A 24,718-nucleotide genomic window follows, 5' to 3' on the forward strand; every position below is an offset into this window, starting at 1 on the left:
GGGGCGCTCAGCGTGACAGTGTGATCGATGACGAAGAGCTGTTCGAGTCGCACTTCTCACGGCGTGGAATTCTCGCGTCTGCCGCGGTCGTCACCGGCGGGGCCCTGCTGACAACCGCAGCGCCCGCCCAGGCCGCTCCGGTCCTGCAGTCCGCGCCTGCCGCCGACCCGGTCACCACACCCCGGGTCGGCGGCCTGCATCTGCAGTTCGGCGCCGACGCGGCGTCGGAGGTCGTCGTCTCCTGGCACAGTCGCCAGCCGGTACGACGGCCGCGCGTCCTGCTCGGTGGTCCGGACGGGGACTTCGAGCGGACCGTGACCGCGGTCAGCACCAGCTACACCGACGCCAAGTCCGGGCAGAACGTGTACGTCCACCACGCCCGGATCAGCCGGCTGCGGGCGAACAACGAGTACGTGTACGCCGCCGTACACGAAGGGGCCGAGGCCGAGTTCGGGACGTTCCACACCGCGCCGAAGGGCCGGGCCAAGTTCACCTTCACCAGTTTCGGTGACCAGGGCACGCCGACCCTGGGCAAGCGGTACGTACCGCCGCCCGGTGTGACGATCCCGAACCCGCCGTTCGTGAACGACAACCTCGGCTCGCCGGCCGCGGGCGACGTCACTGCCGGGGTCGAGCGGGTCCGTCCGCTGTTCCACCTGTTCAACGGCGATCTCTGCTACGCGAACCTGGCCGACGATCGCGTGCGGACCTGGAACGACTTCTGGGAGAACAACACCCGCAGCGCACGCAACCGCCCGTGGATGCCGTCGGCCGGCAACCACGAGAACGAGCTCGGCAACGGCCCGATCGGCTACGAGGCGTACCAGACGTACTTCTCGCTGCCGCGCCAGACCGGTCAGACGGACGTGACGCGCGGACTCTGGTACGCGTTCACGGTCGGCTCGGTGCGCGTGATCAGCCTGGCGAACGACGACGTCTGCTACCAGGACGGCGGCAACAGCTACGTCCGCGGGTACTCCGGCGGCGCGCAGAAGGCCTGGCTGGAAAAGGAGCTCAAGGCAACGAATGCGAATCGCGACATCGACTGGATCGTGGTCTGCATGCACCAGGTCGTGGTCAGCAGCGCGGACCAGGCCAACGGCGCCGACCTCGGCATCCGGCAGGAATGGGTGCCGCTGTTCGACAAGTACGGCGTCGATCTCGTGGTCTGCGGGCACGAGCACCACTACGAGCGCTCGCACCCGATCCGCGGCCAGCAGCCCAACCAGACACTGACCCCGATCCCGGCCGCAACGCGGACCGATGTCGTCGACACGTCGAAGGGCACCGTCCACATGGTCATCGGTGGCGGCGGTACGTCGGTGGGCTCGAACGGCGTGCTCTTCAACCCGCCGGCCTGCCGCGTCATCACCTCGGTCGGCGCACCGGATCCGACCACCGGCAAGCGTCCGCCGGTCTACGTCACCGAGCCGGCCCCCTGGTCCGCCTCGCGCAACGCCGCCCACCCGTACGGCTTTGCTGCGTTCACGGTCGACCCCGGTCACCCCGGCGGTCAGACCACGATGGCGGTCACGTACTACGACGTACTCGGGCCTGGCGGTGAGCTGTCGGAGTTCGAGTCGTTCACTCTGAAGCGACCGCGCCGCGGCTGATCAGGCAGTCCACGACGGCCTGGGCGACGCGCCGACCATCGGCCGACGCGTCGCCCAACCCGCAGGTGGAATGGGTCAGGCCCGCGAACTCGAGGTACGTGAAGCCAATGCCTTCCAGGACGGGCTTGAGCCTGCGAAAGCGACGGATCGCTGGGTCCTCGGTGCCGAGGTACGCGATCTTCGCGCCCGGGTAGAGCCGGAGCTCGTGGTGCCAGTCGTACGAGCGATAGCTCCGCCAGAACTCCAGCGCGGGTCGGGGGAGCCGTGGCTCGCGTTCCATCCGGCGCATTTCTCCGTCGGCCGGAAAGCCGATCGGCGGGACACCGCCCATGACGAGCGCAGTCGCGCGATCCGTCGACCGGGCGGCGATCGCGGACATGCAGGCCGGCTGTGAGAAACCCCAGACGGCGAACTGGTCGATGCCCTCGCGGTCCAGCACCTTGAGGACCTGGTCGCCGATGTTGCCGAAGTCGTAGGCGTTCGGGCGGTCGCTGGCGCCGAAGCCGACCGGGTGGATCTGCAGGACCCGGAATCGTTGGGCGAGCCAATCGGCGATCGGGAAGTCGGACGGTCGGCGGTTGTTCTTGATCAGTACGACGGCCGGGCCGGAACCGCTTGCTCGGTAGGCGATGCGGGCGCCGGCGTGGTCGGCGAACTGGTAGGTCACTGGGTGAGGATCGACTTCAGGGCCGTGGTGAGGGTTGTGCGGGTGGCGGCCGGGAGGTCTCCGGTCAAGGTCGCGATGCGGTCGACGACCGCGTCGTGACATTGGTGCGCCAGGTCCTTGCCGGCGGGGGTGAGCTCGATGCGGCAGGCGCGGCGGTCGGCGGGGTTGGCGACGCGGGCGACGAGGTCGCGGCGTTCGAGGCGGTCGACCATGCTCGTCAGGCTGGAGCGCTCGATGCTCAGGATGCGGCTGAGCTCGGTCATGCCGAGCGGGCCGGTGATCAGGACGCAGAGCAGATGAGCCTGCTGCGGGGTCAGGCCGAGCGGCCGGCTGGTCTCGGCGTGCAGGTCCTGCAGCCGGTGCATCGTCTGGACCAGCGCACTCGCGAGGTCCGAATCCCGAGCCGTCGTCGTCACCATGACCCCATGGTAGTCCGGTGGCCGGATAGTTCGTAGGCACGATAGTTCGTGGTGCTACTGTTTAGGTGTTCGAACTATCTGAGAGGCGACGACATGACTGTGCGTTTCGGTTACGGCTCACCCGACCACCTGCGCGATGTGGATGCGATTCTGCGGCTGGCCGCGCAGGCGGATCGCGACGGCCTCGACCACGTCAGCCTGTCGGACCACCCGTACGTCCCCGACCTGCTCGAGGGGTACGCCGCGATCGCGTTCATCCTCGGCCGGACCGAGCGCCTGTCCGCGTTCGTCAACGTGACCAACCTGCCGCTGCGGCCCGCGCCGGTTCTTGCCCGTACGGCGACGTCGCTGTCGGCCTTGTCCGGCGGGCGATTCGTGCTGGGTCTCGGCGCCGGTGGCGCGTGGGACCGGATCACCACGATGGGCGTGCCGGAGCTGCGTCCCGCCGAGGCGGTCGAAGCGTTCGAGGAAGCCATGCAGTTGGTGCATTCGATGTCCGACGGCGGGCACCCGGAGCCGACCAAGCACTACCCGATCGGCGCGCTCCGGCCGGCCGCCGTACCAGCGCCCTTGATCTGGACCGGCTCCAAAGGCCGCAAGTCGCTCGCGGCGACCGGTCGGCACGCCGACGGGTGGATCCCCGGCCACGCTGCGGACTGGCTGAGCGACGGCTACCTCCAGGCCCGCCCGGTCATCGACGAGGCCGCGCTCGCGGTCGGCCGCAAACCGTCCGACATCGCGACCGTCTACAACTTCCCCGGCGCGATCACCGCTACCCCACTCCCTCGAACCCGAGACGAAGAGGGTCGCTGGATCGGCGGCTCACCGGCGCAGTGGATCGAAGAGCTCACCGACGCCATCCTCAACCACAATGCCGCCGGCTTCACCCTCTTCCCCCGAGGCACCGACCCGTACGACGTCCAGCTGACCCGCTGGTCCCAGGAGATCGTCCCCGCCGTCCGCGCCGCAGCCTCGGTCTGATCAGCCCAGGCTCGCGAGCTCCTCGGCGCTCAACTCCAGACCGCCCGCCGCGATGTTCTGCTCCAGGTGGGCGGGGTTGCCGGTGCCGGGGATGGCGAGGATGTTCGGGGAGTGGTGGAGGGTCCAGGCGAGGCGGACCTGTTGCGGGGTGACGTTGTGGGTGATGGCGATCTTCTCGATGGCTGCGGAGTGGTCGGCGGTCGCGCCACCCTCGCGCGACGAGCCGGCGATGGCGAAGAACGGGACGTAGGCGATACCCCGGTCCGCGCAGAAGCCGATCAGTTCGTCCTCGTCGCCGCGTAGATCGACGGAGTAGCTGTTCTGTACGCAGACCACCGGCGCGATCGCGAGCGCTTCCTCGACATGGTCGAGCCGGACGTTCGACACGCCGAGCTGCCGGATCAGGCCTTCGTCGCGGAGGGCGGCGAGCCAGCCGAAGCGTTCGGTGATCGAGTCGTCGCCGGGCTTCTTCATGATCCGCAGGTTGACCACGTCGAGGGTGTCGACGCCGAGCTGCCGCAGGTTCATCTCCACCTGCTCCCGCAGTTCGGCGGCCGTCGTCGCGTTGTAGAACCCGCGCTCGGCATCCTCACCCGGTCCGACCTTGGTCGTGATGACAAGCCCGTCCGGGTACGGCGCCAACGCTTCGCGGATCAGCTCGTTCGCGTGCCGCTTCTCGCCCTCACCCACTCGCAGGGTCCCACCCGGCGACGCGTAGAACGCGGCCGTGTCGATGTGGTTCACGCCGAGCTCGACCGCGCGACGCAGTACCGCGATCGCGACCGACCGGTCCGGGTTCGCCGTGATCCGCATGGCGCCGAAGCCCACCCGGTTCACGGTCACGTCGCCCAACTGCCAGGTCCCTGCGCTCATTCCTCGATCGCTCCTCTCACCGCACGAAGATGTTGCCGGAACGTCAGCGACGGATCAGCCGCTCGCGCGGTCAGGAACTCCGCGAACCGCACCTGCTCCCGCAACGACCGCCCGGCCCGGATCTCGTCCGCCTGCCGATGCTCGGTGTCGCGGATCGATTCCGCCAGCCCGAACAGGTCCTCCACCCGATCCGCCGGTACGAAGATCGCGCCGTCCTCATCCGCGAGTACGACGTCGTCCCGCGTCACCGTCCACTCGCCGATCGTTGCCTTGGACAACGCATCGTCGGGCTGCGGGTCGAGCCGCAACGGGCCGGTCGGCAACGCACCCAGGCTGAACACCGGCATCCCGATCGCGGTGATGTCGACCGTGTCCCGGTGCAGTCCCCAGATCACGATCCCCGCGATCCCGGCAGCTGCAGCCTCCAGCGCGACCAGATCGCCGACACAGGCCTCGTCCCGCCGGCCGCCGTTGTCCACGACGAGTACGTCGCCCGCCGCCGCGGACTCGAACGCCTCCAGGAACACGTCCACGCTGCCCACATGCTGAGCCGGCAACACCCGCCCCGCGACCCGCTCACCGACAACCGCCGTCAACGACACCGTCCGCACCGGCACACCAGCCCGCACACACGCATCGGCAACATGCGCCGTCGTCAACGCCGCAAACCGCTCCAGCATCCCCAGCCCCTCTCGATCGATCCGGGATCGACCTTAGGACAGGAAGGCAAGGATCTCGTCGAGAGACGGCTCACGGGTGGTGTCGACGGTGATGGACGGGACCGGCAGATCGACCGGCTGGAAGGAGTTGTGCGTCCGCAGCCGGGCGTCCGGGCTGATCTGCGCGTCCTCGTGCGCCGAGCGGCGCGGATCCGAGGTGGTACGGGCGTTGATCCGCGCCAGTGCGACCTCGGCCGGCACCTCGCAGTGCACGATCCGGATGTCAGCGCGGCCGAGCAGCGGCGTCAGCCCGGGGTTCCACAGCCGGTCCTGGAACGCCGCCTCCGCGACCACCGTCGTACCGCGGCCGACCAGCAGACCGATCACGTCGAAGAACGTCGACAGTGTCCGCATCGTGAGCGGGTCACCGGGACCAGGGACGAATCCCGGTGTCGCGTGCGCCATGCCTTCCTTGATCTCGTCGCGGCAGATCGCCGGGCAGCCGATCGCGGTCGCGATCCGGTGCGCCAGAGTGGTCTTCCCGGTTCCGGGCGGACCGCTCACCACGACAAGCATAGGTTTGGAATGCACTCGCCGTACCTTATCGGTGACGGTCGGCGCGCGGTGTAAAACCGAGGTCAGGAACTGTCGGTGGGCGTGATTAGCGTTGGATGCGTGACGACGTACTCCGCTGTTCGGACGACCGGCATCTACTGCCGGCCCGGTTGTGGGGCCAAGCCGCTCGCGGAGAACGTGAGCACCTTCGAGCTGCCCGCCGCCGCGGAGGCGGCCGGATATCGCGCCTGCCTGCGCTGCCGTCCGTACCGGGTGGCGGGGACGGTTGCCGACGAGGCGCCCGAGTTGGTCTGTCGTGCGGTGCAGTTGATCATCACCGGTCTGCTGGACGAGTCCGGGGAGGAGGCGCTAGGGGAGCGGCTCGGGGTGTCCGCGCGGCATCTGCGGCGAATGTTCAACGAGCACCTCGGTGTCACGCCGGACCAGTTCGCGCGGTCGCGGCGGGCGCATTTCGCGCGGCGGTTGCTGGACGACACCGACCTCAGCATCGCGGACATTGCGTTCGCGTCGGGCTTCGGCAGCCTGCGGCAGTTCAACCGGGCGATGCGCGAGATCTTCCGGGCGTCACCGCGCGAGCTCCGCGACCGGCGGCGTCGCGGCGATCGCTTGGCCGCCGACGGGGGATTGGTGCTGCGGTTGCCGTTCACGCCGCCGTACGACTGGGAGGCGATGTGCGCGTTCCTGCGATCGCGCGCGATCCCAGGAGTGGAATCGGTCGAGGGCGGTGTCTATCGGCGGACGATCTCACTCGACGGTGAGCCCGGGGTGCTGGAGGTGGGTCAGGGTGGCGATGATCATCTGATCCTGCGAGCGCACCTTCCGTACTGGGAAGGCGTCATGCATGTCGTGGACCGGGCCGCGTGTTTGGTCGGTCTGGACTGTGAGCCGGTGCGTGCTCGTGAGCACCTGGCGGCGGATCCGGAGTTCGGGCCGTTGGTTGCGGCTCGGCCGGGGGTTCGGGTGCCCGGTGCGTGGGGGCCGTTCGAGGTTGCTGTTTCGGCGGTAGTGCGGGATCAGTTGCCGCCGGAAGACGCGACCGATGCGCTTCACAAGCTCGTCGAGGTGTACGGCGTACCTGTGCCGGGGCTCGCTCATGGGCTGACTCACGCGTTCCCCGGACCGGCAGCCCTGGCAGACGCGGAGCTGGTCGGGCCGCTCGCGCGAGAGGTTGCTGATGGCAACATTGTTCTCGATGGTGAGGTGAAGACGTTGGCGCGAGTGATGCGCAAGCGTGCGGCGGAAGAGGTCGCGCTCCGCCTCGGTGCCCGCGACGCCTGGCCGCTGCCGGGCGCGAGCGAGCGCCTCCGCCCGTGGCGCTCGCTCGCCGCCGTCTATCAACTGGTCAACGAGTTGTAGGTGCCGGCGTTCAGGAGTTCCTTCGCCGCAGCCGTGGCCAGCGCGTAGGCCGCACCCGTGATCGCCGGGCCGACGCTGATCCGGGCGACGCCGAGTTTCGCGAGTTCACCGACCGACGGAGCGCCCGGGCCGACCATCACGTTGAGCGGCAGCGGTGACCCCTCGACCAGTTCCGCGATCGTCGCCGCGTCCACCACACCGGGTACGAACAGGACGTCGGCGCCCGCATCGGCGTACATCTTCGCGCGTTCGAGTGTCCCGGTCTTGTCGCCGAACAGATAGGTGTCCGTCCGCGCGTTGATCACCAGTTCGATGCCTGCGGCAACAGCCGCCGCGCGCGCCGCCTTGATCCGCTCGACGTGCACCAGCGCATCATCAACCACCCGCCCAGTACTGTCCTCGAGATTCACGCCGACGACGCCGGCCTCGAGTACGCCGGCCACTGTGCCCGCGACATCGCCGTACCCGGCCTCGATATCCGCCGTCACCGGCACCGAGACCGCCGCACAGATCAACCGCAGCGCCACGACCGCGGACGATTGATCGAGCCCGCCCGCGTCATCGACACCATGCGCCCAGGCGACACCCGCGCTCGTCGTCGCGATCGCCTTCGCGCCCGCGGCCTCGATCGCCCGTGCCGAACCCGCGTCCCACGCGTTCGGCAGCACCAGCGGCGGCTGCTCGTGCAGCGAACGCAACTGCCGTGCCAACTCGTTCTGCGTGCTCACAGGCTGACCAGCAGCTCGTGGTCGATCTCGACGAACTCGACGATCAGGTCCGCGAACCGCCCGGCGATCAGTTCCTTGTACGCCGACGACCCGGTGTGCGCGTCGTACGCCGCCTGGTCCGCGAAGTGCTCGACGAACAACAGGTAGTCGGGCTTCGCCGGGTCGCGGTACACGCGGAACGACAGCGTGCCCTCCTCCGTGCCCGGCCCCTTCGGCCCGAACTCCTGCACGATCGCCTCGGCCGCGGCCTGGTTGCCGTCCTTCAGCTTGATCGGAAACACCTTTGCCAGCATCTGCATCCTCCTGAGGTTTTGTTCCTCAAGATTCGCCCGCCGGCGGGCCGCTGGTCTGGCCATATTCGGTCATGTACGTCGTCTCGTATCTCAAGACGATATGTCTCATAAATCAAGATTGTGGATTAGCGTGGAGACTGTTGAGAGAGGGCAAAGGAGCCTGGGATGAACAACGTGTACACACACGGACATCACGAGTCGGTACTGCGATCGCACACCTGGCGCACCGCCGAGAATTCGGCCGGCTATCTGCTGGCGCACCTGCGGCCGGGGATGTCGTTGCTCGACGTCGGCGCCGGTCCCGGCACGATCACCGCCGACCTCGCCCGCCTGGTCGAGCCCGGCCGGACCACGGCGCTGGAAGCCAACGACGCCGCTCTCGACATCACCAAGGCGACGTTCGCCGACCTGGACCTCGAGGTGGACTTCGTCGTCGGCGACGTGCACGCGCTGGACCTGCCGGACGACACGTACGACGTCGTACATGCGCACCAGGTCTTGCAGCATGTCGCAGATCCCGTGCAGGCGTTGCGCGAGATGCGCCGGGTCTGCAAGCCGGGCGGGATCGTCGCCGTACGCGACTCGGATTACCACGGTTTCGTCTGGTATCCGGAGCTGCCCGAGCTGGACGAGTGGATGGCGCTCTACCAGCGGATGGCCCGTGCCAACGGCGGCGAACCGGATGCCGGTCGGCGTCTACTGTCCTGGGCTCTCGCTGCCGGTTTCGAGCACGTCGATGCGACCACGTCGACCTGGGCGTTCACCAACCCCGAGGATCGTGCGTTCTGGGGCGGCATGTGGGCGGACCGCATTCTCAAGTCCGCGCTCGCGGATCAAGCCCGGGCAGCCGGCGTACCGGAGCAGCAGCTAGAGGCGATCTCGCAAGCCTGGCGGACCTGGACGGCCACGCCGGACGCGACGATTTCGATCCTGCACGCCGAGCTACTGTGCCGCGCGTGAACGCTGGCGCGAGATCTCGTACAGCACTGCGGTTGCGGCGTTGGCCGCGTTGAGCGAGCTGGCTGAGCCGGTGATGGGGATGCGGACCAGGTGGTCGGCTGCTTCTCTCCACGCCGTGCTCAGACCGGCCGTCTCGTTGCCGATCAGCAGCAGGACGGGCTGCGTGAAGTCGAAGTCGTAGACGTCGGTCGGCCCGTGCTCATCGGTGCCGACGACAACGATCGGCACGGATGAACGTCGTACCCAGTCGAGCACCTCGCGATGGGAAGGTGCGCGTACGGCGGGAACCGCGAACAGCGAGCCCGTCGTCGCGCGGACCGCCTTCGGGTCGTACACATCGGCCGCATGTCCGGTGACGATCAGGCCGTCGGCGCCGAACGCGTCCGCGGACCGGATGATCGACCCGATGTTCCCCGGCCCGGTCGGCCGGTCGAACACGACGCCGAGGAACTCCGGCCCGACCGGGATCCGATCGAGATCGTCGGCGGGCAGCTCGAGTACGGCGATCAGCTCGGGATCGTCCTTCTCGCCGAGCTCCGCCAGCAGCTCGGGCGCCATCGCGACCCGCTCGACATCAGGCAGGCGCTGCAGCAACTCGGACGCCCATTTCGACAGCGGCCGGGAGGCGTCGGTGATCACCGTCCGCACCGGCCAACCGTTGTCTACGGCAACAGAAATCGGCCGGACGCCCTGGACCAGGAACTCGCCGGCGCGCTGCCGCTTGGTCCGATTGGTCAGCGACGCCTGCCACACCTGGAACCTGGCGTTCCGCGACGAGATCCGTTGCACAGAACCACCTTAGTGGGCACGCCTCCGTCGTCGGCCGCGGTGCCTGAGCCGGAGCGCGCCCCACAGGATCAACGCCGGCAACCAGAGCACGACCAACCACGGAAGCCGCCACCAGCCCGAGCCGCCGTCGAGCCTCGGCTGCTCGGGTGCGACCAACGGCCGGGCGGAGGTCGACCAGGCCAGGAACGCATCCCCGATCGGCACCGCCCCGAACACGTACCGCTTGGTCTTCAGCCCGCTGAACGGCAGCCCGATCAGCTCACCTTCACGCGAGAGCCGGTCGCCGAGCGGATCGTTGTGCACCCGCGCCGCACCCATCGCGACCACTGTCGCCGACAGACTCATCCCGAGCACCAGCGGCCCGGAGTCGACATCGCCCTTACCGCCGGTGCCCTTCGGGTACTCGCGGACGCCGGCCCCGGTGACGAACTTGTCCTTGAAGATCTCGTACTGCGTGCGCGCGAACGTCGGGTCGATGTCGACCAGGAAGCGCTGGATCATCGCCTGCGACGAACCGCGCGCACCCGACAGCTGGGGCGCCACCTGGTGTGGCAGCAGCCCGGTCGCTGGATCGAGCTTGGTCTTCGCCATCGTCACCCAGTTCCGGGCGATCTGCCCGAACCGCGGCGCGATCAACGCGTCGTACTGGCGGAGGGAAGCGATCGCGACAGCCGAGTCGACCGGCCAGGCCTGACCCGGGTACGCCGCGAGGAACGGCGTCTTCGCGGTCCGGAACGCGGTGGCGAGCTCGACCGACTCGCTGGTGAACGTGTCGAGGTCGGCCGCGTCGGAATGGCCGAGCGCGATCAGACCGCCACGCAGCCAGTTCGTCCAGCCCGCGTAGAAGACGCCGTACTGCGGTTGCAGCGACGCGTCGAACGGCGCCGTACCGTCGGCGGAGGCGAGTCGGTCGAGGGACCAGCGGACCTCGGCGGTCGCATCGGCGGACCGTACTGGATCGTCGAGGCCGACCTGGACCCAGCTGAGACCGTAGAGCGCGTTCAGAAAGAAATAGCCTTCCGGAAACTGTTTCTGCGCGGCCCGATCGGCTCCGCCCGAGATCTCGGCGCGCAGGAACGCCAGCTGTTTCACTACGCCACCGGTGGGATCAAGAACCAGGCGTGCGGTGCCCACCCCCGCCACCAGAGTGGCGATCACCGCTACGCCGATCACGAGCTTGCGCAGCACCCGCACCAATCTAGGGGGCGTTCGGCGACTACTGGGAGTCGCCGAGGTGACGTTCAGGTGCCCAGGTCAGGTGCCCAGCGTCGATTCGCGGGTGATCAGGCGGGTGGGGAGTTCCATCGGGCCGGGATGGGCCGAGCCGGCGATCGCGTCGAGGAGGAGGTTCGCCGTACGGCGGCCGAGCTCCTCGAGCTCCATGTCGACGGTGGTCAGCGGCGGCCGGCTGGCGAGCGCCATCACCGACCAGTTGTCGTAGCCGGTGACCGCGATGTCGTCCGGGACCGAGCGGCTCAGCTCGCGCAGACGGTCGCAGACCCCGCGAGCGATCTGGTCGCTTCCGCAGGCGATCGCGTCGACGGCGGGTTGCGCGCGCAGCAGTACGTCGACCGCGTGCCGGCCCCAGCGTTCGCTCCACTCGCCGTGCAGCGGCTCGCCGGCGAACGCGTCGCCCGCGGCCTCGATGGTGGCGGCGGCGCGGACCCGCGCGCTGTGGTGGGAGTCCGGCCCGGTGACGTACGCGATCTTCGAGCGGCCGAGTGACAACAGGTGGCGCACGGCCGAGCCGGCGCCGCCGTGGTCGTCGACGATCACCGACGTGTCGTCCGGATCGGTCGACGGGCTGAACGCGTAGATCACCGGGATCGGTACGTCGATCGGCGCCCGCGGCTCGGTCCGCCGACCCGTGACGATGATGCCGTCGACCCGGCGGGACACCAACGACTTCAGGTAGTGCTGCTCGCGGAGCGGGTCGTCGCGGGTGTCGCACAGGACGAGCGCCATCTCGCCGGCGCTCAGTGCGTCCTCGGCGCCGAGCATGATCGGGATGCTGAAGCGGCCGGAGCTGTCGGTGGTGATCAGCCCGACCGTGAAGCTCCGCCCGGACGACAACGCCCGGCCGCGGCTGTCCGGCGTGAATCCGAGCTGCTCGGCGGCCCGGCGTACGCGCTCGCGGGTCTCCTCGCGGAGCTGGCCGGTGTCGTTGAGCGCCTTCGACGCCGTGCTCGTGGAGACACCCGCCAACGCGGCCACATCGGTGATCCGAGGCTGCGAGCGCAGTGATGACGCCATCCGGCAACTCCTTTCCGGGGTTTCCGGAAGTCTAGCCCCAAGGGTTGACGTTGTGCTGCAGCGGCTCTACCTTCGTGCAGGAAAACGTGTTCCCGATTTTCCTAAACTTCAGGAGACACGCGATATGAGCGCAGCCCCCCGCAGCCCGGCCGCCAGCACCAAGGGGCGCCGCCGCCCGCTCGGACTCGGCCAGGCCACGATCACCGGTGGCTTCTGGGCGCCACGGCAGACCCGCAACGGTCTGGACGCGATCCCCAGCGGCCAGGACCAGCTCGAGAAGGCCGGCAACCTGCAGAACCTCCGCCTCGCCGCGGGGATCGGCGAGGGCGAGGCGATCGGCCCGATCTTCGCCGACTCCGACGTCTACAAGTGGCTCGAGGCCGCGGCCTGGGAGTACGGGCGCAACCCTGACGAGGACCTGCTCAAGCGCATCCGCGACCTGACCGCGGTGGTCGCGGCCGCGCAGCGCGAGGACGGGTACCTCGACTCGGTCGTCCAGCTCCGGTACGGCGACGAGGGCCGGTACCAGCAGCTCGTCTGGAGCCACGAGCACTACTGCGCCGGCCACCTGATCCAGGCCGCGGTCGCGCAGGTCCGCTGCACCGGCGATACCGCTCTGCTCGACGTCGCAACCAAGCTCGCGGATCATCTGGTCGCGACGTTCGGCGACGGCAAGACCGTTGACGTCGACGGTCACCCGGTCATCGAGATGGCCCTGGTCGAGCTTTATCGAGAAACGGGTACGGCGGCGTACCTCGACCTGGCCAAGTGGTTCGTCGAGGCGCGCGGTCACGGGATCATCGAGAACCACGGCCACTCGCCGACGTACTTCTCCGACCGCGTCCCGGTCCGCGAGGCGACCACGGTCGAGGGGCACTCGGTCCGCGCGGTCTACCTTGCCGCGGGCGCGACCGACGTCGCGCTGGAGACCGACGACGCCGAGCTGCTCGAGGCGCTGAAGCGGCAGTTCGACCACATGTGGTCGACCAAGACGTACGTCACCGGTGGTCTCGGTGCGCGTTGGGAGGGCGAGGCGTTCGGCGACGAGTACGAGCTGCCGACGGACCGCGCGTACGCCGAGACGTGTGCGGCGATCGGCGGGATCCAGTGGGCGTGGCGGATGCTGCTGGCGACGGGCGAGGCGTCGTACGCGGACGCGATCGAGCGGATGCTCTACAACGGGTTTCTCGCAGGTGTGTCGCTGTCGGGTACGGAGTACTTCTATGTGAACCCGCTGCAGCTGCGCGGGGCGGCGCACCCGGACAACGGACGGAGCCCGGCGCACGGTCGGCGCGGCTGGTTCGACTGCGCCTGCTGCCCGCCGAACATCATGCGCACGCTGTCGAGCCTCGACGGCTACCTGGCGACCACCACCGACGACGCCATCCAGATCCACCAGTACGCAACCGGTGTGATCGGCGATCTGCAGGTGGAGACCGCCTACCCGTGGGACGGCACGGTCCGCATCACGGCTCCGAAACCGACCGTTGTCGAACTCCGCATTCCTGCGTGGGCAGAAGGTGCCACCGTCAACGGCGAGCCCGCCGAACCCGGCACGTACGCCCGCGTCACCGGCACCGATATCAACCTCCAGCTACCGCTGCAGCCCAGGGTGGTCGGCGCAGATCCCCGGATCGACGCGGTTCGCGGCTGTGTTGCTCTCGAGCGTGGTCCGCTCGTGTACGCCGTCGAGCAGGCGGACAACTCCGCGAACGTGGACGACGTACATCTGTTGCCCGAGGCACCTACTGCTGAGACTTCGGAGCTTCTGGACGGGGTGACTGTGCTGAGAGCCCAGGGACGTGTTGGGGTTGGACATCAACCCGGCTGGTCCTTCCGGCCCGGGGTCGAGGACGCCACCGGTGACGAGGTCGAGGTCGTGGCGGTGCCGTATTACGCGTGGGCGAACCGGGAGATCGGTGCCATGCGTGTCTGGCTGCCCAGGGGCTGATCGTGGTCACGCGTCGGCAGTTCCTCGGCCTCGCGGCCGGAGCGACCACGGCCGGTCTGCTTCCGGGCTGCAGCTCGGTCCTGCCCGAACCCGACGTCCAGGCGGCGGGTTTCGGGCAGGAGGCCACCGGCACCGTGCAGGTGTGGTGCCGGGCGGCGACCCAGACCGGTCTGACGGACCTGGTGAAGAAGTTCAACGCGTCCCAGGACCGGCTCACGGTCGAGCTGACGCCGGTCCTGGACGCGCAGTACGTGACCAAGCTGGCGACCGCGATCCGCGGCCGGAGTGTGCCGGACCTGGTCGACATCGACGACATCAACTCGATGCTGTTCATCTACCGCGACGCGTTCACCGACCTGACCGAACCGCTGGCCGCGCTGGACTTCCGGGACAAACTCAGCCCGGGCCACCTGCGGCTGGCGACGAAGGACGAGCGTGTGTACGGCGTTCCGTACCTCGCCGACAACTCGATGTTCTGGTTCAACACCGAGCTGTGCGACCGCGCCGACGTCGATCCGGACGAGGCGGTGAAGTCGTTCGACAACCTGCTCGACGCGGCCCGGAAGCTCCGCAAGCTCGGCGACGACATCTACGCGTGGAGCTTCCCGGCGAACAGCCCGGGCGCGCTCGGTTTCGTCGTACAGCCGATGATCTGGGCCGCCGACACCGACCTGATCCAGGGCACGATCGGCAGCCAGTCCGGGCACATCGTCGGGAACGACGTGGTGCAGCGGATGCTCGAGCTGCACCGGCAGTTGTGGGTCGACGGATTGGTGCCGAGGGCAAACTTCTCCGACGACGCGTCCCGGTGGGGCAGCGACTTCCGGGCCGGCAAGGTCGGCATCTTCCCGTCGAACTACAGCGTGGTCGTGTCGGCGTCCGACGACGCGTTCCACAAGAAGGTCACGCCGCGGCTGTTGTCCGGGCCGGACGGCGGTGCGGCGTTCTTCGACGGCGGCGACAACATGTGTATCCCACGCGGCGCTCGCAATGCATCGGGGGCGTGGGAGTTCGTGCGGTTCGCGCTGGATCTGCCGCAACAGATCGATCTGCCGGCCGGTGGGTACACGCCGGTACGGTCCGATGCGCGGACCCCGGAGTTCGCGAAGAAGTACCCGTTGGCGACGCTGCCGCTGGAGCGCATCCAGGAGGGGTACGCGCCGACCACGCTGTCCTACAACCTCCTCTACAACCAGCCGGACGGGCCGTGGCTGCAGATGTTCCGCCGCGCGGTGTTCGACGGCGAACTGGAGGCCGCGATGAAGGAAGCCCAGCAGAACTACGACCGAATTCTGAAGCAGGGGCAGGCATGAACGAGCGTAGCGAGTTCATCATTCAACACTGCGTACCTCGTGCCTCATCGGCGCCCGGAGCGAAGCGAGGACGACGATGAGTTTGCCGCGATCGTTGACGCACCCGGGACGAACCGGGCTGTTGTTGGTCACCCCCGCGGTTCTCTTCGTCGGCGTCTTCGTACTGGTGCCGCTCGGGTTCGCGTTGGTGATCTCGCTGACCAACTGGCCGTTGATCGGCTCGGTGAAGTTCAGCGGACTGAAGAACTACACCGCGATCGTCTCCGACGCCGCGTTCGCCAAGTCCGTTCTCTACACCTTGCTGTACACGGTCATCGTGACCGGGCCGATCCTGGTGCTCGGCTACGCGCTAGCAGTCCTGGTACGCCGTAAGCGCCGCGGCTCCACGCTGTTGCGTACGGTCTTCTTCCTCCCGTTCGTCGTCGGGCTGTCGACGCTCAGCTTCGTCACGGTCCTCGAGGCGCAGCCGGAGAGCGGCGTGATCAACATCGTGCTGAAGAAGCTCGGCATCACCGACGGTACGACGGCCTGGCTGGTGGACGGACCGCTCGCCACCGGGCTGATCTGCGTGCTGGTGATCTGGGCGGTCAGCGGACTGACGATGATGCTGCTGATGGCCGGCATGCAGGCGATCCCGCGGGAGTACTACGAGTCGGCCGAGCTGGACGGCGCCGGCTGGTGGAAGACCGAGCGGGAGATCACGATCCCGATCCTGCGACGGACGATCGCGATGGCCGTGATCATCTCGGTGATCGGCTCGCTGCTCGCGTTCTCGCAGTTCTACATCCTGACCCGCGGCGGCCCGGGTACCGACACCACGACGGTGGTCCAGTACATCTACAACCGGGCCTTCGTTCAGCTGCAGCTCGGTGCCGCGACCGCGCTGTCGATCGTGCTCGTCATCGTGGTCGGCCTCGTCACCGCCGCCCAGTTCCGGCTGCTTCGGGAGAAGGACTGATGAGACTCAAGAACACCTTCTACGTCATCGGCGGTAGCGGCGCGTTCCTGGTCTTCGCCGTACCGTTGCTGTGGGCACTCTTCCGCTCGGTGCAACCGAACGATGTGATCGTCGCGGCTCCGAACGCATCGACGTTCTTCCATCTGACCTGGGGCAACTTCCGGACGTTGATCGAGGGACCGGGCAACTTGATCCGGGCCGTCGGCAACAGCTTGATCGTTGCTCTGAGCACCGCGATCTTGACGGCGCTGCTGGCGACGTTCGCCGGCTACGGCTTCGCGCGGTTCCGCTTCCGCAGTGCGCCGGTGCTGTTCGCGCTCGTGGTCGTCTCGATGATGATCCCGTTCCAGGCGATCCTGACCCCGCTCTACCTGGAGATGAACACCCTCCGGCTCACCGACAGCCTCTTCGGCCTCGTGCTGTTCTACACCACGGTCAACCTGCCGTTCGGCGTCTTCGTGATGCGCAACTCCTTCGCCTCGGTCCCGGTCGAGCTCGAGGACTCCGCCCACGTCGACGGCTGCGGAACATTCCGGATGCTCGGCTCGGTCCTCCGGCCACTCATCATGCCCGGCGCCGCCACCGTCGCCCTCTACGCTTTCCTGGCCGCCTGGACCGAGTTCCTGGGCGCGCTCACTTTCCTGACCAAGGACGAGCTGTACACGTTGCCGGTCGCGTTGGTGAACGTCCAGGCAGGCGCCTACGGCGAGATCAACTTCGGCTCGCTCGTCGCGGGGGCCGTGATCGCGATGATTCCGTGCGTGGTGCTGTACGTCGGGCTGCAGCGGTTCTATGTGAGTGGACTCGCCTCCGGCGCTGTCAAAGGCTAGGGCGGATCTCGTGGTCGGCGTGGGCGGCGGCGTGGGCCTCGCCGACCTCGCGGCAGAGGGCCATCAGGTCGGCTTCGTTCAGGACGTGCTGCTTGGCCTTCGGACCCAGTTCGGTGATGTGGTCGCGGGCGCGGAGGAGGCGTTGGAAGACGCGTTCGCGCTCGTCCGGGTCGTCGGTGTACTCGGGGTCGAGGTACGCGTTCGCGTCGCGGCGGATGTGGGCCATCGCGGTCTGCGTCCGGCCGCGGGTACTGAACAGTGAGGCGAAGATCGTGATCAGCAGGACGACCAGGATCACCGCCAGCGAGAGGCCGGTGCTGATCTCGACCACCTCGACTGGCTCGCCGCCGTTCACGAACGGCAGGTTGTTCTCGTGCAGTGCGTGCAGGATCAGCTTCGCGCCGATGAACATCAGGATCGCGGCCAGCCCGAACGACAGGTAGATCAGCCGGTCCAGTAGGCCGTCGAGCAGGAAGAACAGTTGCCGCAGGCCGAGCAGGCTGAACGCGGTCGCGGTGAACACGACGTACACGTTCTGGGTCAGGCCGAAGATCGCCGGGATCGAGTCGAGCGCGAACAGCAGGTCGGTGGCGCCGATCGCGACCATCACCAGCAGCATCGGCGTCAGCATCCGGCGGCCGTCGACCACCGTGGTCAGCCGGTCCCCGTCGTACTCCTCGCTGGTCCGGAACAGCCGGCGGGCCAGCCGTACGACGATGTTCTGCGCCTGGTGCGACTCCTCGGTCTCCGGCTTGAGCATGTTGCCGGCGGTCAGCAGCAGCGCGACCCCGAACAGGTAGAACACCCAGGAGAACGTGTTCAGCAGCGCGGAGCCGGCGAAGATGAACGCGGCCCGGGCGATCAGGCTGACCACGATCCCGACCAGCAGCACCTTCTGCTGGTTCTCCCGCGGCACCCGGAAGCCGGTCATGATGATCAGGAACACGAACAGGTTGTCGACCGAGAGCGCCTTCTCCGTGACGTACCCGGCGAAGTACTCCGAACCCATCTCGGTGCCGCCGATGACGAGCGTGCCGAGACCGAACAGCACCGCGATCCCGACGTACAGCGCGGACCAGACCGCGGCTTCGCGCAACGTCGGGACGTGCGCCGACCGGACGTGGAAGAAGTAGTCGAACAGCAGCAGGCCGACGATCGCGACCAAGGTCAGCACCCAGACCAGCGGGGACACCGTCATGTCGTAACCCAACCATGGCCGGCTGGTGGGATTCCCGGGTTGGGATGAAATTGCCTAAAAGGCATCTTTGCTCTTTCGGCAACTTCTGCTACGGTCGTGTCATGGCCGAAGGGTTGCGGGAGCGGAAGAAGCAGGAGACGCGGATCGCGTTGAGCTGGGCGGCGGTCCGGCTCGCCGTCGAGCGCGGGTACGGCGCGGTCCGGATCGAGGACATCGCCGCCGAGGCCGGGGTCTCGCTGCGGACGTTCCGCAACTACTTCGACAGCAAGGCGGATGCGATCGCCGCGCGCGAGGTGGATCGCAGCCTGAAGATCGCCGAGGAGCTCCGGGCGCGGCCCGCCGACGAACCGCTGTGGGTGGCGATCCGGGCCGCGATCGAGGCCCATTTCGCGCTCGGCGAGGAGGGCCACGGCAGCCGGCGGCCGCCGGACGAGCAGTGGCTCAAGGGCATCCGGTTGATGATGACCGAGCCCGCACTGCAGGGTGCGATCGTGCTCGCCTACGCACGGGTCGGCGAGGAGATGGCGGCCGCCATCGCCGAGCGGACCGGGATCACGGGAATGTATCCGCGGCTCGTCGCCGATGTGATCGGCGCGGCCCGAGGGGTCGTGATGGCCGAGTGGATGCGGGCCGATCCGCCCCGCTCGATCGCCGACCTGCTGACCGAGGCGCTCGACCAGATCGAGGCCGGCCTGCCAGTGCCTGAATAAACCAACTTCTTGATTCCCCCGGTCAGTCGCCGGGGTGGTCAGTCATGCCCAAATGGAGGAACGTCATGGATGCTGAAGTCATCATTGCCGGGGCCGGACCGAACGGCCTCATGCTCGCCATCGAACTGCGCCTGGCCGGGGTTCAGCCCCTGGTGCTGGAGCGACTGCCCGAACCGAACTCCATCCCGCGAGCCAACGGTCTCGTCGGCCAGGTTGTGCGGATGCTCGACCGACGCGGGCTGTACGAGCGTCTCGCCGGTACGCCAGGTCCGCCGCAACCGCAAGCGGCGTACATCTTCGGGGCGATGGAGCTGCCGCTCGCGGAGCTCGAGGACAACCCCGTGTATCTGCTGCCGGTGCCTCAGGTCCGGGTCGAGGCTGTACTCCGCGAGCGGGCGCTGGAGCTCGGCGCCGAGATTCGTCCGGGCCACGAGTTGTCCGGTCTGTCGCAGGATGCGGACTCGGTCACCGTCGAGGTCACCGGTCCGGACGGTGTGTACGAGCTGCGGACCCGCTATCTCGTCGGCGCCGACGGCGGCCACAGCCTCACCCGCAAGCTCGCCGGTATCGATTTCCCCGGCGTGACCAACGACCGCATGGTCTCCCGTACGGCGAGTGCCCTGGTGCCGCCGGAGCTCATCGATCCGGAGACCGGTGCGCTGACGATTCCGGGGTACGGCGTGATCCCGCCGTTCATGCATCATCGGACGGAGCGGGGGATGTTCGTGTTCGCGCCGTTCCCTGGTCGTCAAGCTGTGAGCACGGGGGAGTGGGACGATCCGGGTGATGCCGGTGAGATGACTTTCGAGGAGCTGCAGGCGAGCGCGGATCGCGTGCTCGGTGTGCATGTTCCGTTGACGCCGCCGGAGGGTGACGGGCCGCGGTTGTTGCGGCGGCTCGTCGGAGGTAACAGCCGGCTGGCGGACCGGTACCGCGAAGGGCGGGTGCTGTTGGTCGGCGATGCGGCCCACGTTCACTCGGCGATGGGCGGGCCTGGGTTGAACCTTGGCCTACAAGACGCGATCAACCTCGGCTGGAAACTGGCCGCCGAGGTGAAGGGCACAGCCCCCGCGGGCTTGCTGGACACCTACGAGTCGGAGCGACGCCCGGTAGGCGAGCGAGTCGTGATGCAAACCCAGGCCCAAACCGCACTAATTGCCCCCGGCAACGAGGTCACCGCCTTGCGGCAACTCTTCGCCGAACTCTTCACCGAACCACGAAACGTCCAACGAATCGCCGACCTAATCACCGGCGCCGACATCCGCTACCACGCGGGCGCCCACCCGCTGGTGGGAAGGTGGGCACCCGACCTGGTGATCGAGCAGGCGGCCTCCTCTTCGCTCGCGCCTGAGTCGTCCCCCGTGCGCTTGGCCGAGTTGATGCGCGCGGGCCGCCCGCTCCTCCTGGACCTGACCCCGGCCGGCACCTTCGCGGCAACAGCCGTGCCTGACCAGATCGACGTGATCACCGGTAGCAGCGATCGTCAGATTGCCTTGCTCATCCGGCCCGACGGTTACGTCGCTTGGGCTGCGGAGGCTGATGGAGATGCTGAGCGAGACGGGCTGCGCGATGCGCTTGCTGTGTGGATTCAGGCGCGGCCTTTGACGAGTGCGACGAGGTAGCGGCACGGCGTCGTACCTGGGTTGTGGAAGGTTGTTGCCGAGGGTGGCCCGAGCTGCAGGCAGTCGCCGGTGTGTAGTTCGTGGACCTGCCGCCCTTCATGGAAGCGGAGATGTCCGTCGAGGATCCACAGCTGCTGGTATTTGAAGATGTATGCGTCGGCCGGATACGAGACCGACGCTCCCGCCGGGAGCTCGACTTCGACCAGCTCCAACGATGATTCGGTCACCGGGGACACCGCGCGCCGGTGGTATCCGGTGATCGGGTCTGTCCAGACCGGCTGATCCTCCGCCCGTCGCAGCAGCTCCCCGGTGTTCTCCGCGCGGGCGACCAGCTCGGACAACGTCATACCGAGCGCACCCGACAACTTCCCCAGCAGTACGGCGGTGGGCTGCGCCTCGCCCCGCTCGATCTTCCCGATCATCGCCCGCGACACCCCCGACCGCTCGGCGAGCGCGTTGACAGACAGGTCCAGCGCCGTACGCGCCTGCTGCACGGTCGAGGCCAGAGATCGAGACAGATCGTCAATCACGTTGCCACTATAGCGGCAATTGTGGCTACTATCGTGCCATGGTTCAGGTTAGAGACGCCTCGGCCGCCGACGCCGAGGCCTGCGCGGCGATCTACGCCCCCTACGTCACCGACTCCGCCATCACCTTCGAGATCGACCCGCCCAGCCCCGCGGAGATGGCCGACCGGATCGCTCAGGCCCAATCGACCCACGCCTGGCTGGTCGCCGAGGACGAGGACCGCGTCATCGGCTACGCGTACGGCGGCCCGATGAAACCACGCGCTGCGTACCGCTGGTCCTGCGAAGTCAGCGTCTACCTGGAACCAGGCCGCCGCCGCACCGGCACCGGCCGCGCCCTCTACGAAGCCCTCTTCACCCGCCTCACCACCCGCGGCTACCGCACCGCCGTAGCCGGCATGACCCTCCCCAACCCAGCCAGCGAAGGCCTCCACAAGTCGCTGGGCTTCGAACCCATCGGCACCTACCGAAACATCGGCTGGAAACTCAACAACTGGCACGACGTCACCTGGGTCCAACGCCCCCTAGCAATCCTCCCCGACCCACCCGCCGAACCCAGCTAGCCGGGTGTCTGTTAGTTCTTGGTGGGGTCTGTCATTGGTGGGCAGTCGTCGCCTGGTTTGGTGGCTAGTTCGAAGTGCCAGATTTCGTTGGTGAGGGTTTGGCATAGGCCGTAGCGGTTGCCGTGGCGGGTTAGCCAGTCGTCGGCGTTGGTGGGGCCTATGTCTACGGCGTGGCCGGTTACGTGGTGGGATTCGTCTGGTTCGGCTACGTATTCGAGGGCCTTTTTCTTAGTGCCGTATTTGCGGATTGCTTTGTCCAGGAGCTCTTGCTGGTACTTCTTGCTGCGCCAGCCCGTCGTGACCTGCATCTTGATGCCGTCGTGGTTCATGGCGGTTTCGGCTTGCTGGACTGCTTTGCGGAGGGCGGGGTCGAGCTTGGCGATGCCGGGGAGGTCGGTGTCGTAGGCCGAGGTGTGGTCGGGGAGGACGCCGTCCGCCGCGCGGGGCGGCCCACTCGGGGTTGCGTCGTCCTGGGCGGAGGCCGCTGTGCACGAGGTCAGCCCCAGACAGGTGACTGTGGCAACAATCGCTACGACGGTGGTGCGGTGATCGGTCAGCATGCTGACAGTTCATCCAAGGCGATGTTGCGAGAGCGTCTGCAAATCCGGATACGTTTTCGATACGCGGCCTGGTTCAATGGTTGCTATGAGGGTGCTGGTCGTCGAGGACGAGGTCTATCTCGCCGAGGCGATCCAGGCGGGGCTGCGTCTGGAGGCGATCGCGGCCGATCTGGCGTTCGACGGCAACGCCGCGCTGGAATCCGTGACGGTCAACGCGTACGACGTGGTCGTCCTCGACCGCGATCTCCCCGGCATCAGCGGCGACGAGGTCTGCCGGCGGATTGTTGCGCAAGGCATCGGATGCCGTGTGCTGATGCTGACCGCGGCCGGCGATCTCGACGACAAGGTCGTCGGGTTCGAGCTCGGCGCCGACGACTACCTGACCAAACCGTTCGAGCTGCGCGAGCTCGTCGTACGCCTCAGAGCTCTGGTACGCCGACCCGCCGCCGCCACACCGACGATCATCGAGTACGCCGGAGTGCGCCTCGACCCGTACCGGCGCGAGGTGTACCGCTCCGGCCGATACGTGAAGCTCGCGCGCAAGCAGTTCGCCGTACTCGAGGTGCTGATGGCGGCTCGAGGTGGAGTCATCAGCGCGGAAACGCTGCTGGAGAAGGCCTGGGACGAGAACGCGGACCCGTTCAGCAACGCAGTACGACTCACGATCTCGGCGTTGCGGAAGCGGCTGGGGGATCCGTGGGTGATCCACACCGTGCCCGGCGTCGGCTACCGGATCGGTGAGTCGTGAGCGACGAACGGCTGATGACGTGGCGGCCGCGGCTGACGGTCCGGCTGCGGCTGACGCTGAGCTACGCGGGGCTGCTCGTCGTCGCCGGCGCCGTGGTCGCGTGCATCATCTGGCTCGTCTTCCGGATCGTGCCGAACTACCCGCTCACCGCCGCCAACCCACGCGACCAAGAGCCCGCGCCGACCCGCGGCGAGATCCTCCACCTGGTGGTGACGCTGTCCGGATGGGCGCTGGGGTTCCTGGCGATCATCGGGCTCGTCGGCGGATGGTTCCTCGCGGGCCGGATGCTCAAGCCGCTGCAGGACATCACCGCCGCGGCGCGGAAGGCGGCGAGCGGGTCGCTCGATCATCGGATCGGGCTGACCGGCATCCGGGACGAGTTCACCGATCTGTCGGACACGTTCGACGAGATGCTGGAGCGGTTGCAGCAGTCGTTCGAGCAGTACCGGCGGTTCGCGGCCAACGCCTCGCACGAGTTGCGGACCCCGCACGCGGTGATGAAGACGATGCTCGACGTGGCGCAGGCGGATCCGGAGCATCAGGACGTGCCGCAGCTGGTGAAGCGGCTGGCGGAGACGAATCAGCGCGGGATCAACATCGTCGAGACGCTGCTCAGTCTGACGGCGCTGAGCAACCGCGAGGTGGAGCTGGACCCGGTCGATCTTGCCGCGGTACTGCGGTCCGCGTGGCCGGCGCTCTCGGCGGAGGCGGCCGAGTCCGGGGTGACGCTGTCGTCCGACATCCAAGAGTCCGTTGTGGAGGGCAACGATGTGCTGCTGCATCAGCTGGTGACGAACCTGGTGCAGAACGCGATCCGTCACGGCGGCGGCGCCGCCGAGGTCACGGTCGGGCGCGGGAGGCTCGTCGTACGGAACGACGGGGCGGTGCTCGAGCCGGCCGTGGTGCGGACGTTCGTGGAACCGTTCGCGAAGAGCAGGTACGGCGCCGGGCACGGGTTGGGGCTCGCACTGGTGGATCGGATCGTCGAGGTCCATCACGGGCGGCTGGAGCTGGTCGCGAACGTCGACGGTGGGCTGACCGCGACCGTCGTACTGCCCGAGGTGGATGCCTGACCCGGCAAGTGATTGGCCCGGTCTGCGGGGGAGGATGGTGCGGTGAGTGACGAACGACCTTCAGCCGACCGCCAGGTGACCGTACGACGTGCTGTCGAGGAGGACGATGCCGCGCTGCTCGCGATCGAGCAGGTCTCGTGGGACGCGTCGTCGGGGTTCCCGTCGTACCAGGACACCCTGACCGACACGTTCTTCGCGCGGACTGGTCCGGATGCGCATCTGGTGGCGGAGTACGACGGGGAGGTCGTCGGGTACCTGCGGTTGCAGGACAAGTACCCGTTCCCGGAGGGCGCCGGCGTACTGACGATCAACGGCCTCGCGACCGCGCCGACCGCACGCCGGCTGGGGGTCGCGTCGGCACTCCTGGACGCAGCCGCGGCCGAGGGCGTACTCCGCGGCGCCCGCAAGATCAGCCTCCACGTCCACAGCACCAACGCCCCCGCCCGCCGCCTCTACGAACGCCACGGCTACGTAGTAGAAGGCACCCACCCGAACGAA

27 protein-coding genes are annotated in these 24,718 nt (G+C 68.0%); 14 read left to right on the forward strand and 13 right to left on the reverse strand.

The window, feature by feature from the left end; all coding sequences use genetic code 11:
* The first annotated feature begins 20 nt into the window (after positions 1 to 20).
* Positions 21 to 1,613: a purple acid phosphatase family protein gene (locus tag FDA38_RS41705; protein WP_137258564.1), complete on the forward strand. Its 1,593-nt coding sequence runs from the start codon at positions 21 to 23 to the stop codon at positions 1,611 to 1,613.
* Here FDA38_RS41705 and FDA38_RS41710 read toward each other — a convergent pair.
* Positions 1,585 to 2,280, reverse strand: coding sequence for an alpha/beta fold hydrolase (locus FDA38_RS41710; protein WP_137258565.1), 696 nt, complete (start codon positions 2,278 to 2,280; stop codon positions 1,585 to 1,587). The genes FDA38_RS41705 and FDA38_RS41710 overlap by 29 nt on opposite strands.
* The gene (locus FDA38_RS41715) at positions 2,277 to 2,699 is read right to left on the reverse strand and encodes a MarR family winged helix-turn-helix transcriptional regulator (RefSeq protein ID WP_137258566.1); all 423 of its coding nucleotides are present in this window, start codon (positions 2,697 to 2,699) and stop codon (positions 2,277 to 2,279) included. Before FDA38_RS41715 ends, FDA38_RS41710 begins: the two co-directional genes overlap by 4 nt.
* Before the next feature lie 93 nt (positions 2,700 to 2,792).
* Between FDA38_RS41715 and FDA38_RS41720 the strand changes: the two genes are divergently transcribed.
* The gene (locus FDA38_RS41720; RefSeq protein ID WP_137258567.1) at positions 2,793 to 3,680 is read left to right on the forward strand and encodes an LLM class flavin-dependent oxidoreductase; all 888 of its coding nucleotides are present in this window, start codon (positions 2,793 to 2,795) and stop codon (positions 3,678 to 3,680) included.
* On the opposite strand, the gene FDA38_RS41725 is transcribed toward FDA38_RS41720, so the two are convergent.
* The 3 genes from FDA38_RS41725 to FDA38_RS41735 are packed head-to-tail and all read right to left on the reverse strand — an operon-like array spanning position 3,681 to position 5,776.
* A complete protein-coding gene (locus FDA38_RS41725; RefSeq protein ID WP_137258568.1) occupies positions 3,681 to 4,553 on the reverse strand; it encodes an aldo/keto reductase in 873 nt (290 codons plus the stop codon). It abuts the gene before it with no gap.
* Entirely contained in the window at positions 4,550 to 5,233 is a 684-nt protein-coding gene (locus tag FDA38_RS41730) for an RraA family protein (protein WP_137258569.1), read from the reverse strand. Before FDA38_RS41730 ends, FDA38_RS41725 begins: the two co-directional genes overlap by 4 nt.
* 33 nt (positions 5,234 to 5,266) lie before the next feature.
* Positions 5,267 to 5,776, reverse strand: a complete 510-nt coding sequence (locus FDA38_RS41735; RefSeq protein WP_233715120.1) for an AAA family ATPase — start codon at positions 5,774 to 5,776, stop codon at positions 5,267 to 5,269.
* Between the two features lie 111 nt (positions 5,777 to 5,887).
* Between FDA38_RS41735 and FDA38_RS41740 the strand changes: the two genes are divergently transcribed.
* Positions 5,888 to 7,144, forward strand: a complete 1,257-nt coding sequence (locus FDA38_RS41740; protein WP_137258570.1) for an AlkA N-terminal domain-containing protein — start codon at positions 5,888 to 5,890, stop codon at positions 7,142 to 7,144.
* Here FDA38_RS41740 and FDA38_RS41745 read toward each other — a convergent pair.
* Together FDA38_RS41745 and FDA38_RS41750 are read right to left on the reverse strand one after the other, a co-directional pair.
* Complete coding sequence (locus FDA38_RS41745; RefSeq protein ID WP_137258571.1) at positions 7,123 to 7,872, reverse strand: isocitrate lyase/PEP mutase family protein; 750 nt, start codon at positions 7,870 to 7,872, stop codon at positions 7,123 to 7,125. The two genes, FDA38_RS41740 and FDA38_RS41745, sit on opposite strands and share 22 nt — an antisense overlap.
* Positions 7,869 to 8,171 (reverse strand): putative quinol monooxygenase, encoded by a 303-nt coding sequence (locus FDA38_RS41750; protein WP_170989984.1) that lies wholly within the window; start codon positions 8,169 to 8,171, stop codon positions 7,869 to 7,871. Before FDA38_RS41750 ends, FDA38_RS41745 begins: the two co-directional genes overlap by 4 nt.
* 159 nt (positions 8,172 to 8,330) lie before the next feature.
* Between FDA38_RS41750 and FDA38_RS41755 the strand changes: the two genes are divergently transcribed.
* Entirely contained in the window at positions 8,331 to 9,125 is a 795-nt protein-coding gene (locus FDA38_RS41755; protein WP_137258573.1) for a class I SAM-dependent methyltransferase, read from the forward strand.
* Here FDA38_RS41755 and FDA38_RS41760 read toward each other — a convergent pair.
* The 3 genes from FDA38_RS41760 to FDA38_RS41770 all read right to left on the reverse strand — a co-directional run bounded on the left by FDA38_RS41760 (position 9,108) and on the right by FDA38_RS41770 (position 12,167).
* On the reverse strand, positions 9,108 to 9,914 hold the full coding sequence (locus FDA38_RS41760; protein ID WP_137258574.1) for a TrmH family RNA methyltransferase: 807 nt from the start codon (positions 9,912 to 9,914) through the stop codon (positions 9,108 to 9,110). The two genes, FDA38_RS41755 and FDA38_RS41760, sit on opposite strands and share 18 nt — an antisense overlap.
* A gap of 9 nt (positions 9,915 to 9,923) precedes the next feature.
* Positions 9,924 to 11,102 (reverse strand): hypothetical protein, encoded by a 1,179-nt coding sequence (locus FDA38_RS41765; RefSeq protein ID WP_137258575.1) that lies wholly within the window; start codon positions 11,100 to 11,102, stop codon positions 9,924 to 9,926.
* Positions 11,103 to 11,168: 66 nt separating this feature from the next.
* Positions 11,169 to 12,167, reverse strand: a complete 999-nt coding sequence (locus tag FDA38_RS41770; protein WP_137258576.1) for a LacI family DNA-binding transcriptional regulator — start codon at positions 12,165 to 12,167, stop codon at positions 11,169 to 11,171.
* A gap of 124 nt (positions 12,168 to 12,291) precedes the next feature.
* Here FDA38_RS41770 and FDA38_RS41775 point away from each other — a divergent pair, with 124 nt between their 5' ends.
* From FDA38_RS41775 to FDA38_RS41790, 4 genes are all read left to right on the forward strand, one after another.
* On the forward strand, positions 12,292 to 14,118 hold the full coding sequence (locus tag FDA38_RS41775; RefSeq protein WP_137258577.1) for a glycoside hydrolase family 127 protein: 1,827 nt from the start codon (positions 12,292 to 12,294) through the stop codon (positions 14,116 to 14,118).
* A 2-nt stretch (positions 14,119 to 14,120) separates the two neighbouring features.
* Entirely contained in the window at positions 14,121 to 15,431 is a 1,311-nt protein-coding gene (locus tag FDA38_RS41780) for an extracellular solute-binding protein (protein WP_202878001.1), read from the forward strand.
* A 76-nt stretch (positions 15,432 to 15,507) separates the two neighbouring features.
* A complete protein-coding gene (locus FDA38_RS41785) occupies positions 15,508 to 16,389 on the forward strand; it encodes a carbohydrate ABC transporter permease (RefSeq protein ID WP_137258578.1) in 882 nt (293 codons plus the stop codon).
* Positions 16,389 to 17,219, forward strand: a complete 831-nt coding sequence (locus tag FDA38_RS41790) for a carbohydrate ABC transporter permease (protein WP_137258579.1) — start codon at positions 16,389 to 16,391, stop codon at positions 17,217 to 17,219. Before FDA38_RS41785 ends, FDA38_RS41790 begins: the two co-directional genes overlap by 1 nt.
* Here FDA38_RS41790 and FDA38_RS41795 read toward each other — a convergent pair.
* The gene (locus FDA38_RS41795; protein ID WP_137258580.1) at positions 17,209 to 18,417 is read right to left on the reverse strand and encodes a TerC family protein; all 1,209 of its coding nucleotides are present in this window, start codon (positions 18,415 to 18,417) and stop codon (positions 17,209 to 17,211) included. The two genes, FDA38_RS41790 and FDA38_RS41795, sit on opposite strands and share 11 nt — an antisense overlap.
* A gap of 101 nt (positions 18,418 to 18,518) precedes the next feature.
* On the opposite strand from FDA38_RS41795, the gene FDA38_RS41800 reads away from it, so the two are divergent.
* Entirely contained in the window at positions 18,519 to 19,127 is a 609-nt protein-coding gene (locus FDA38_RS41800; protein ID WP_137258581.1) for an acyl-CoA-like ligand-binding transcription factor, read from the forward strand.
* 65 nt (positions 19,128 to 19,192) lie between these two features.
* Entirely contained in the window at positions 19,193 to 20,749 is a 1,557-nt protein-coding gene (locus tag FDA38_RS41805) for an FAD-dependent monooxygenase (RefSeq protein WP_137258582.1), read from the forward strand.
* Here FDA38_RS41805 and FDA38_RS41810 read toward each other — a convergent pair.
* Positions 20,716 to 21,279: a helix-turn-helix domain-containing protein gene (locus FDA38_RS41810; RefSeq protein WP_137258583.1), complete on the reverse strand. Its 564-nt coding sequence runs from the start codon at positions 21,277 to 21,279 to the stop codon at positions 20,716 to 20,718. The two genes, FDA38_RS41805 and FDA38_RS41810, sit on opposite strands and share 34 nt — an antisense overlap.
* A gap of 38 nt (positions 21,280 to 21,317) precedes the next feature.
* Between FDA38_RS41810 and FDA38_RS41815 the strand changes: the two genes are divergently transcribed.
* The gene (locus FDA38_RS41815) at positions 21,318 to 21,839 is read left to right on the forward strand and encodes a GNAT family N-acetyltransferase (protein ID WP_137258584.1); all 522 of its coding nucleotides are present in this window, start codon (positions 21,318 to 21,320) and stop codon (positions 21,837 to 21,839) included.
* Between the two features lie 11 nt (positions 21,840 to 21,850).
* On the opposite strand, the gene FDA38_RS41820 is transcribed toward FDA38_RS41815, so the two are convergent.
* Positions 21,851 to 22,399, reverse strand: coding sequence for a M15 family metallopeptidase (locus tag FDA38_RS41820; protein ID WP_137258585.1), 549 nt, complete (start codon positions 22,397 to 22,399; stop codon positions 21,851 to 21,853).
* Between the two features lie 85 nt (positions 22,400 to 22,484).
* On the opposite strand from FDA38_RS41820, the gene FDA38_RS41825 reads away from it, so the two are divergent.
* The 3 genes from FDA38_RS41825 to FDA38_RS41835 all read left to right on the forward strand — a co-directional run.
* Positions 22,485 to 23,147 carry a response regulator transcription factor gene (locus tag FDA38_RS41825; protein ID WP_137258586.1) on the forward strand — a complete coding sequence of 221 codons (663 nt, stop codon included), beginning with the start codon at positions 22,485 to 22,487 and terminating at the stop codon, positions 23,145 to 23,147.
* Complete coding sequence (locus FDA38_RS41830; RefSeq protein ID WP_202878002.1) at positions 23,144 to 24,220, forward strand: sensor histidine kinase; 1,077 nt, start codon at positions 23,144 to 23,146, stop codon at positions 24,218 to 24,220. The genes FDA38_RS41825 and FDA38_RS41830 overlap by 4 nt, the downstream gene beginning before the upstream one ends.
* A 42-nt stretch (positions 24,221 to 24,262) precedes the next feature.
* Positions 24,263 to 24,718, forward strand: a 456-nt coding sequence (locus FDA38_RS41835) for a GNAT family N-acetyltransferase (protein ID WP_137259663.1), incomplete at its 3' end; no start/stop codon positions are given.

The sequence above is a fragment of the Kribbella jiaozuonensis genome, from assembly GCF_005233875.1.
Classification (GTDB): domain Bacteria; phylum Actinomycetota; class Actinomycetes; order Propionibacteriales; family Kribbellaceae; genus Kribbella; species Kribbella jiaozuonensis.

Bases quoted from the DNA above. Each gene is read 5' to 3' on its own strand.
- FDA38_RS41755 (WP_137258573.1), top strand. From the start codon at position 8,331: ATGAACAACGTGTACACACACGGACATCACGAGTCGGTACTGCGATCG.
- FDA38_RS41785 (WP_137258578.1), top strand. From the start codon at position 15,508: ATGAGTTTGCCGCGATCGTTGACGCACCCGGGACGAACCGGGCTGTTG.
- FDA38_RS41715 (WP_137258566.1), bottom strand. From the start codon at position 2,699: ATGGTGACGACGACGGCTCGGGATTCGGACCTCGCGAGTGCGCTGGTC.
- FDA38_RS41770 (WP_137258576.1), bottom strand. From the start codon at position 12,167: ATGGCGTCATCACTGCGCTCGCAGCCTCGGATCACCGATGTGGCCGCG.
- FDA38_RS41725 (WP_137258568.1), bottom strand. From the start codon at position 4,553: ATGAGCGCAGGGACCTGGCAGTTGGGCGACGTGACCGTGAACCGGGTG.
- FDA38_RS41750 (WP_170989984.1), bottom strand. From the start codon at position 8,171: ATGCAGATGCTGGCAAAGGTGTTTCCGATCAAGCTGAAGGACGGCAAC.
- FDA38_RS41800 (WP_137258581.1), top strand. From the start codon at position 18,519: ATGGCCGAAGGGTTGCGGGAGCGGAAGAAGCAGGAGACGCGGATCGCG.
- FDA38_RS41730 (WP_137258569.1), bottom strand. From the start codon at position 5,233: ATGCTGGAGCGGTTTGCGGCGTTGACGACGGCGCATGTTGCCGATGCG.
- FDA38_RS41775 (WP_137258577.1), top strand. From the start codon at position 12,292: ATGAGCGCAGCCCCCCGCAGCCCGGCCGCCAGCACCAAGGGGCGCCGC.
- FDA38_RS41815 (WP_137258584.1), top strand. From the start codon at position 21,318: ATGGTTCAGGTTAGAGACGCCTCGGCCGCCGACGCCGAGGCCTGCGCG.
- FDA38_RS41795 (WP_137258580.1), bottom strand. From the start codon at position 18,417: ATGACGGTGTCCCCGCTGGTCTGGGTGCTGACCTTGGTCGCGATCGTC.
- FDA38_RS41720 (WP_137258567.1), top strand. From the start codon at position 2,793: ATGACTGTGCGTTTCGGTTACGGCTCACCCGACCACCTGCGCGATGTG.
- FDA38_RS41820 (WP_137258585.1), bottom strand. From the start codon at position 22,399: ATGCTGACCGATCACCGCACCACCGTCGTAGCGATTGTTGCCACAGTC.
- FDA38_RS41805 (WP_137258582.1), top strand. From the start codon at position 19,193: ATGGATGCTGAAGTCATCATTGCCGGGGCCGGACCGAACGGCCTCATG.
- FDA38_RS41825 (WP_137258586.1), top strand. From the start codon at position 22,485: ATGAGGGTGCTGGTCGTCGAGGACGAGGTCTATCTCGCCGAGGCGATC.
- FDA38_RS41790 (WP_137258579.1), top strand. From the start codon at position 16,389: ATGAGACTCAAGAACACCTTCTACGTCATCGGCGGTAGCGGCGCGTTC.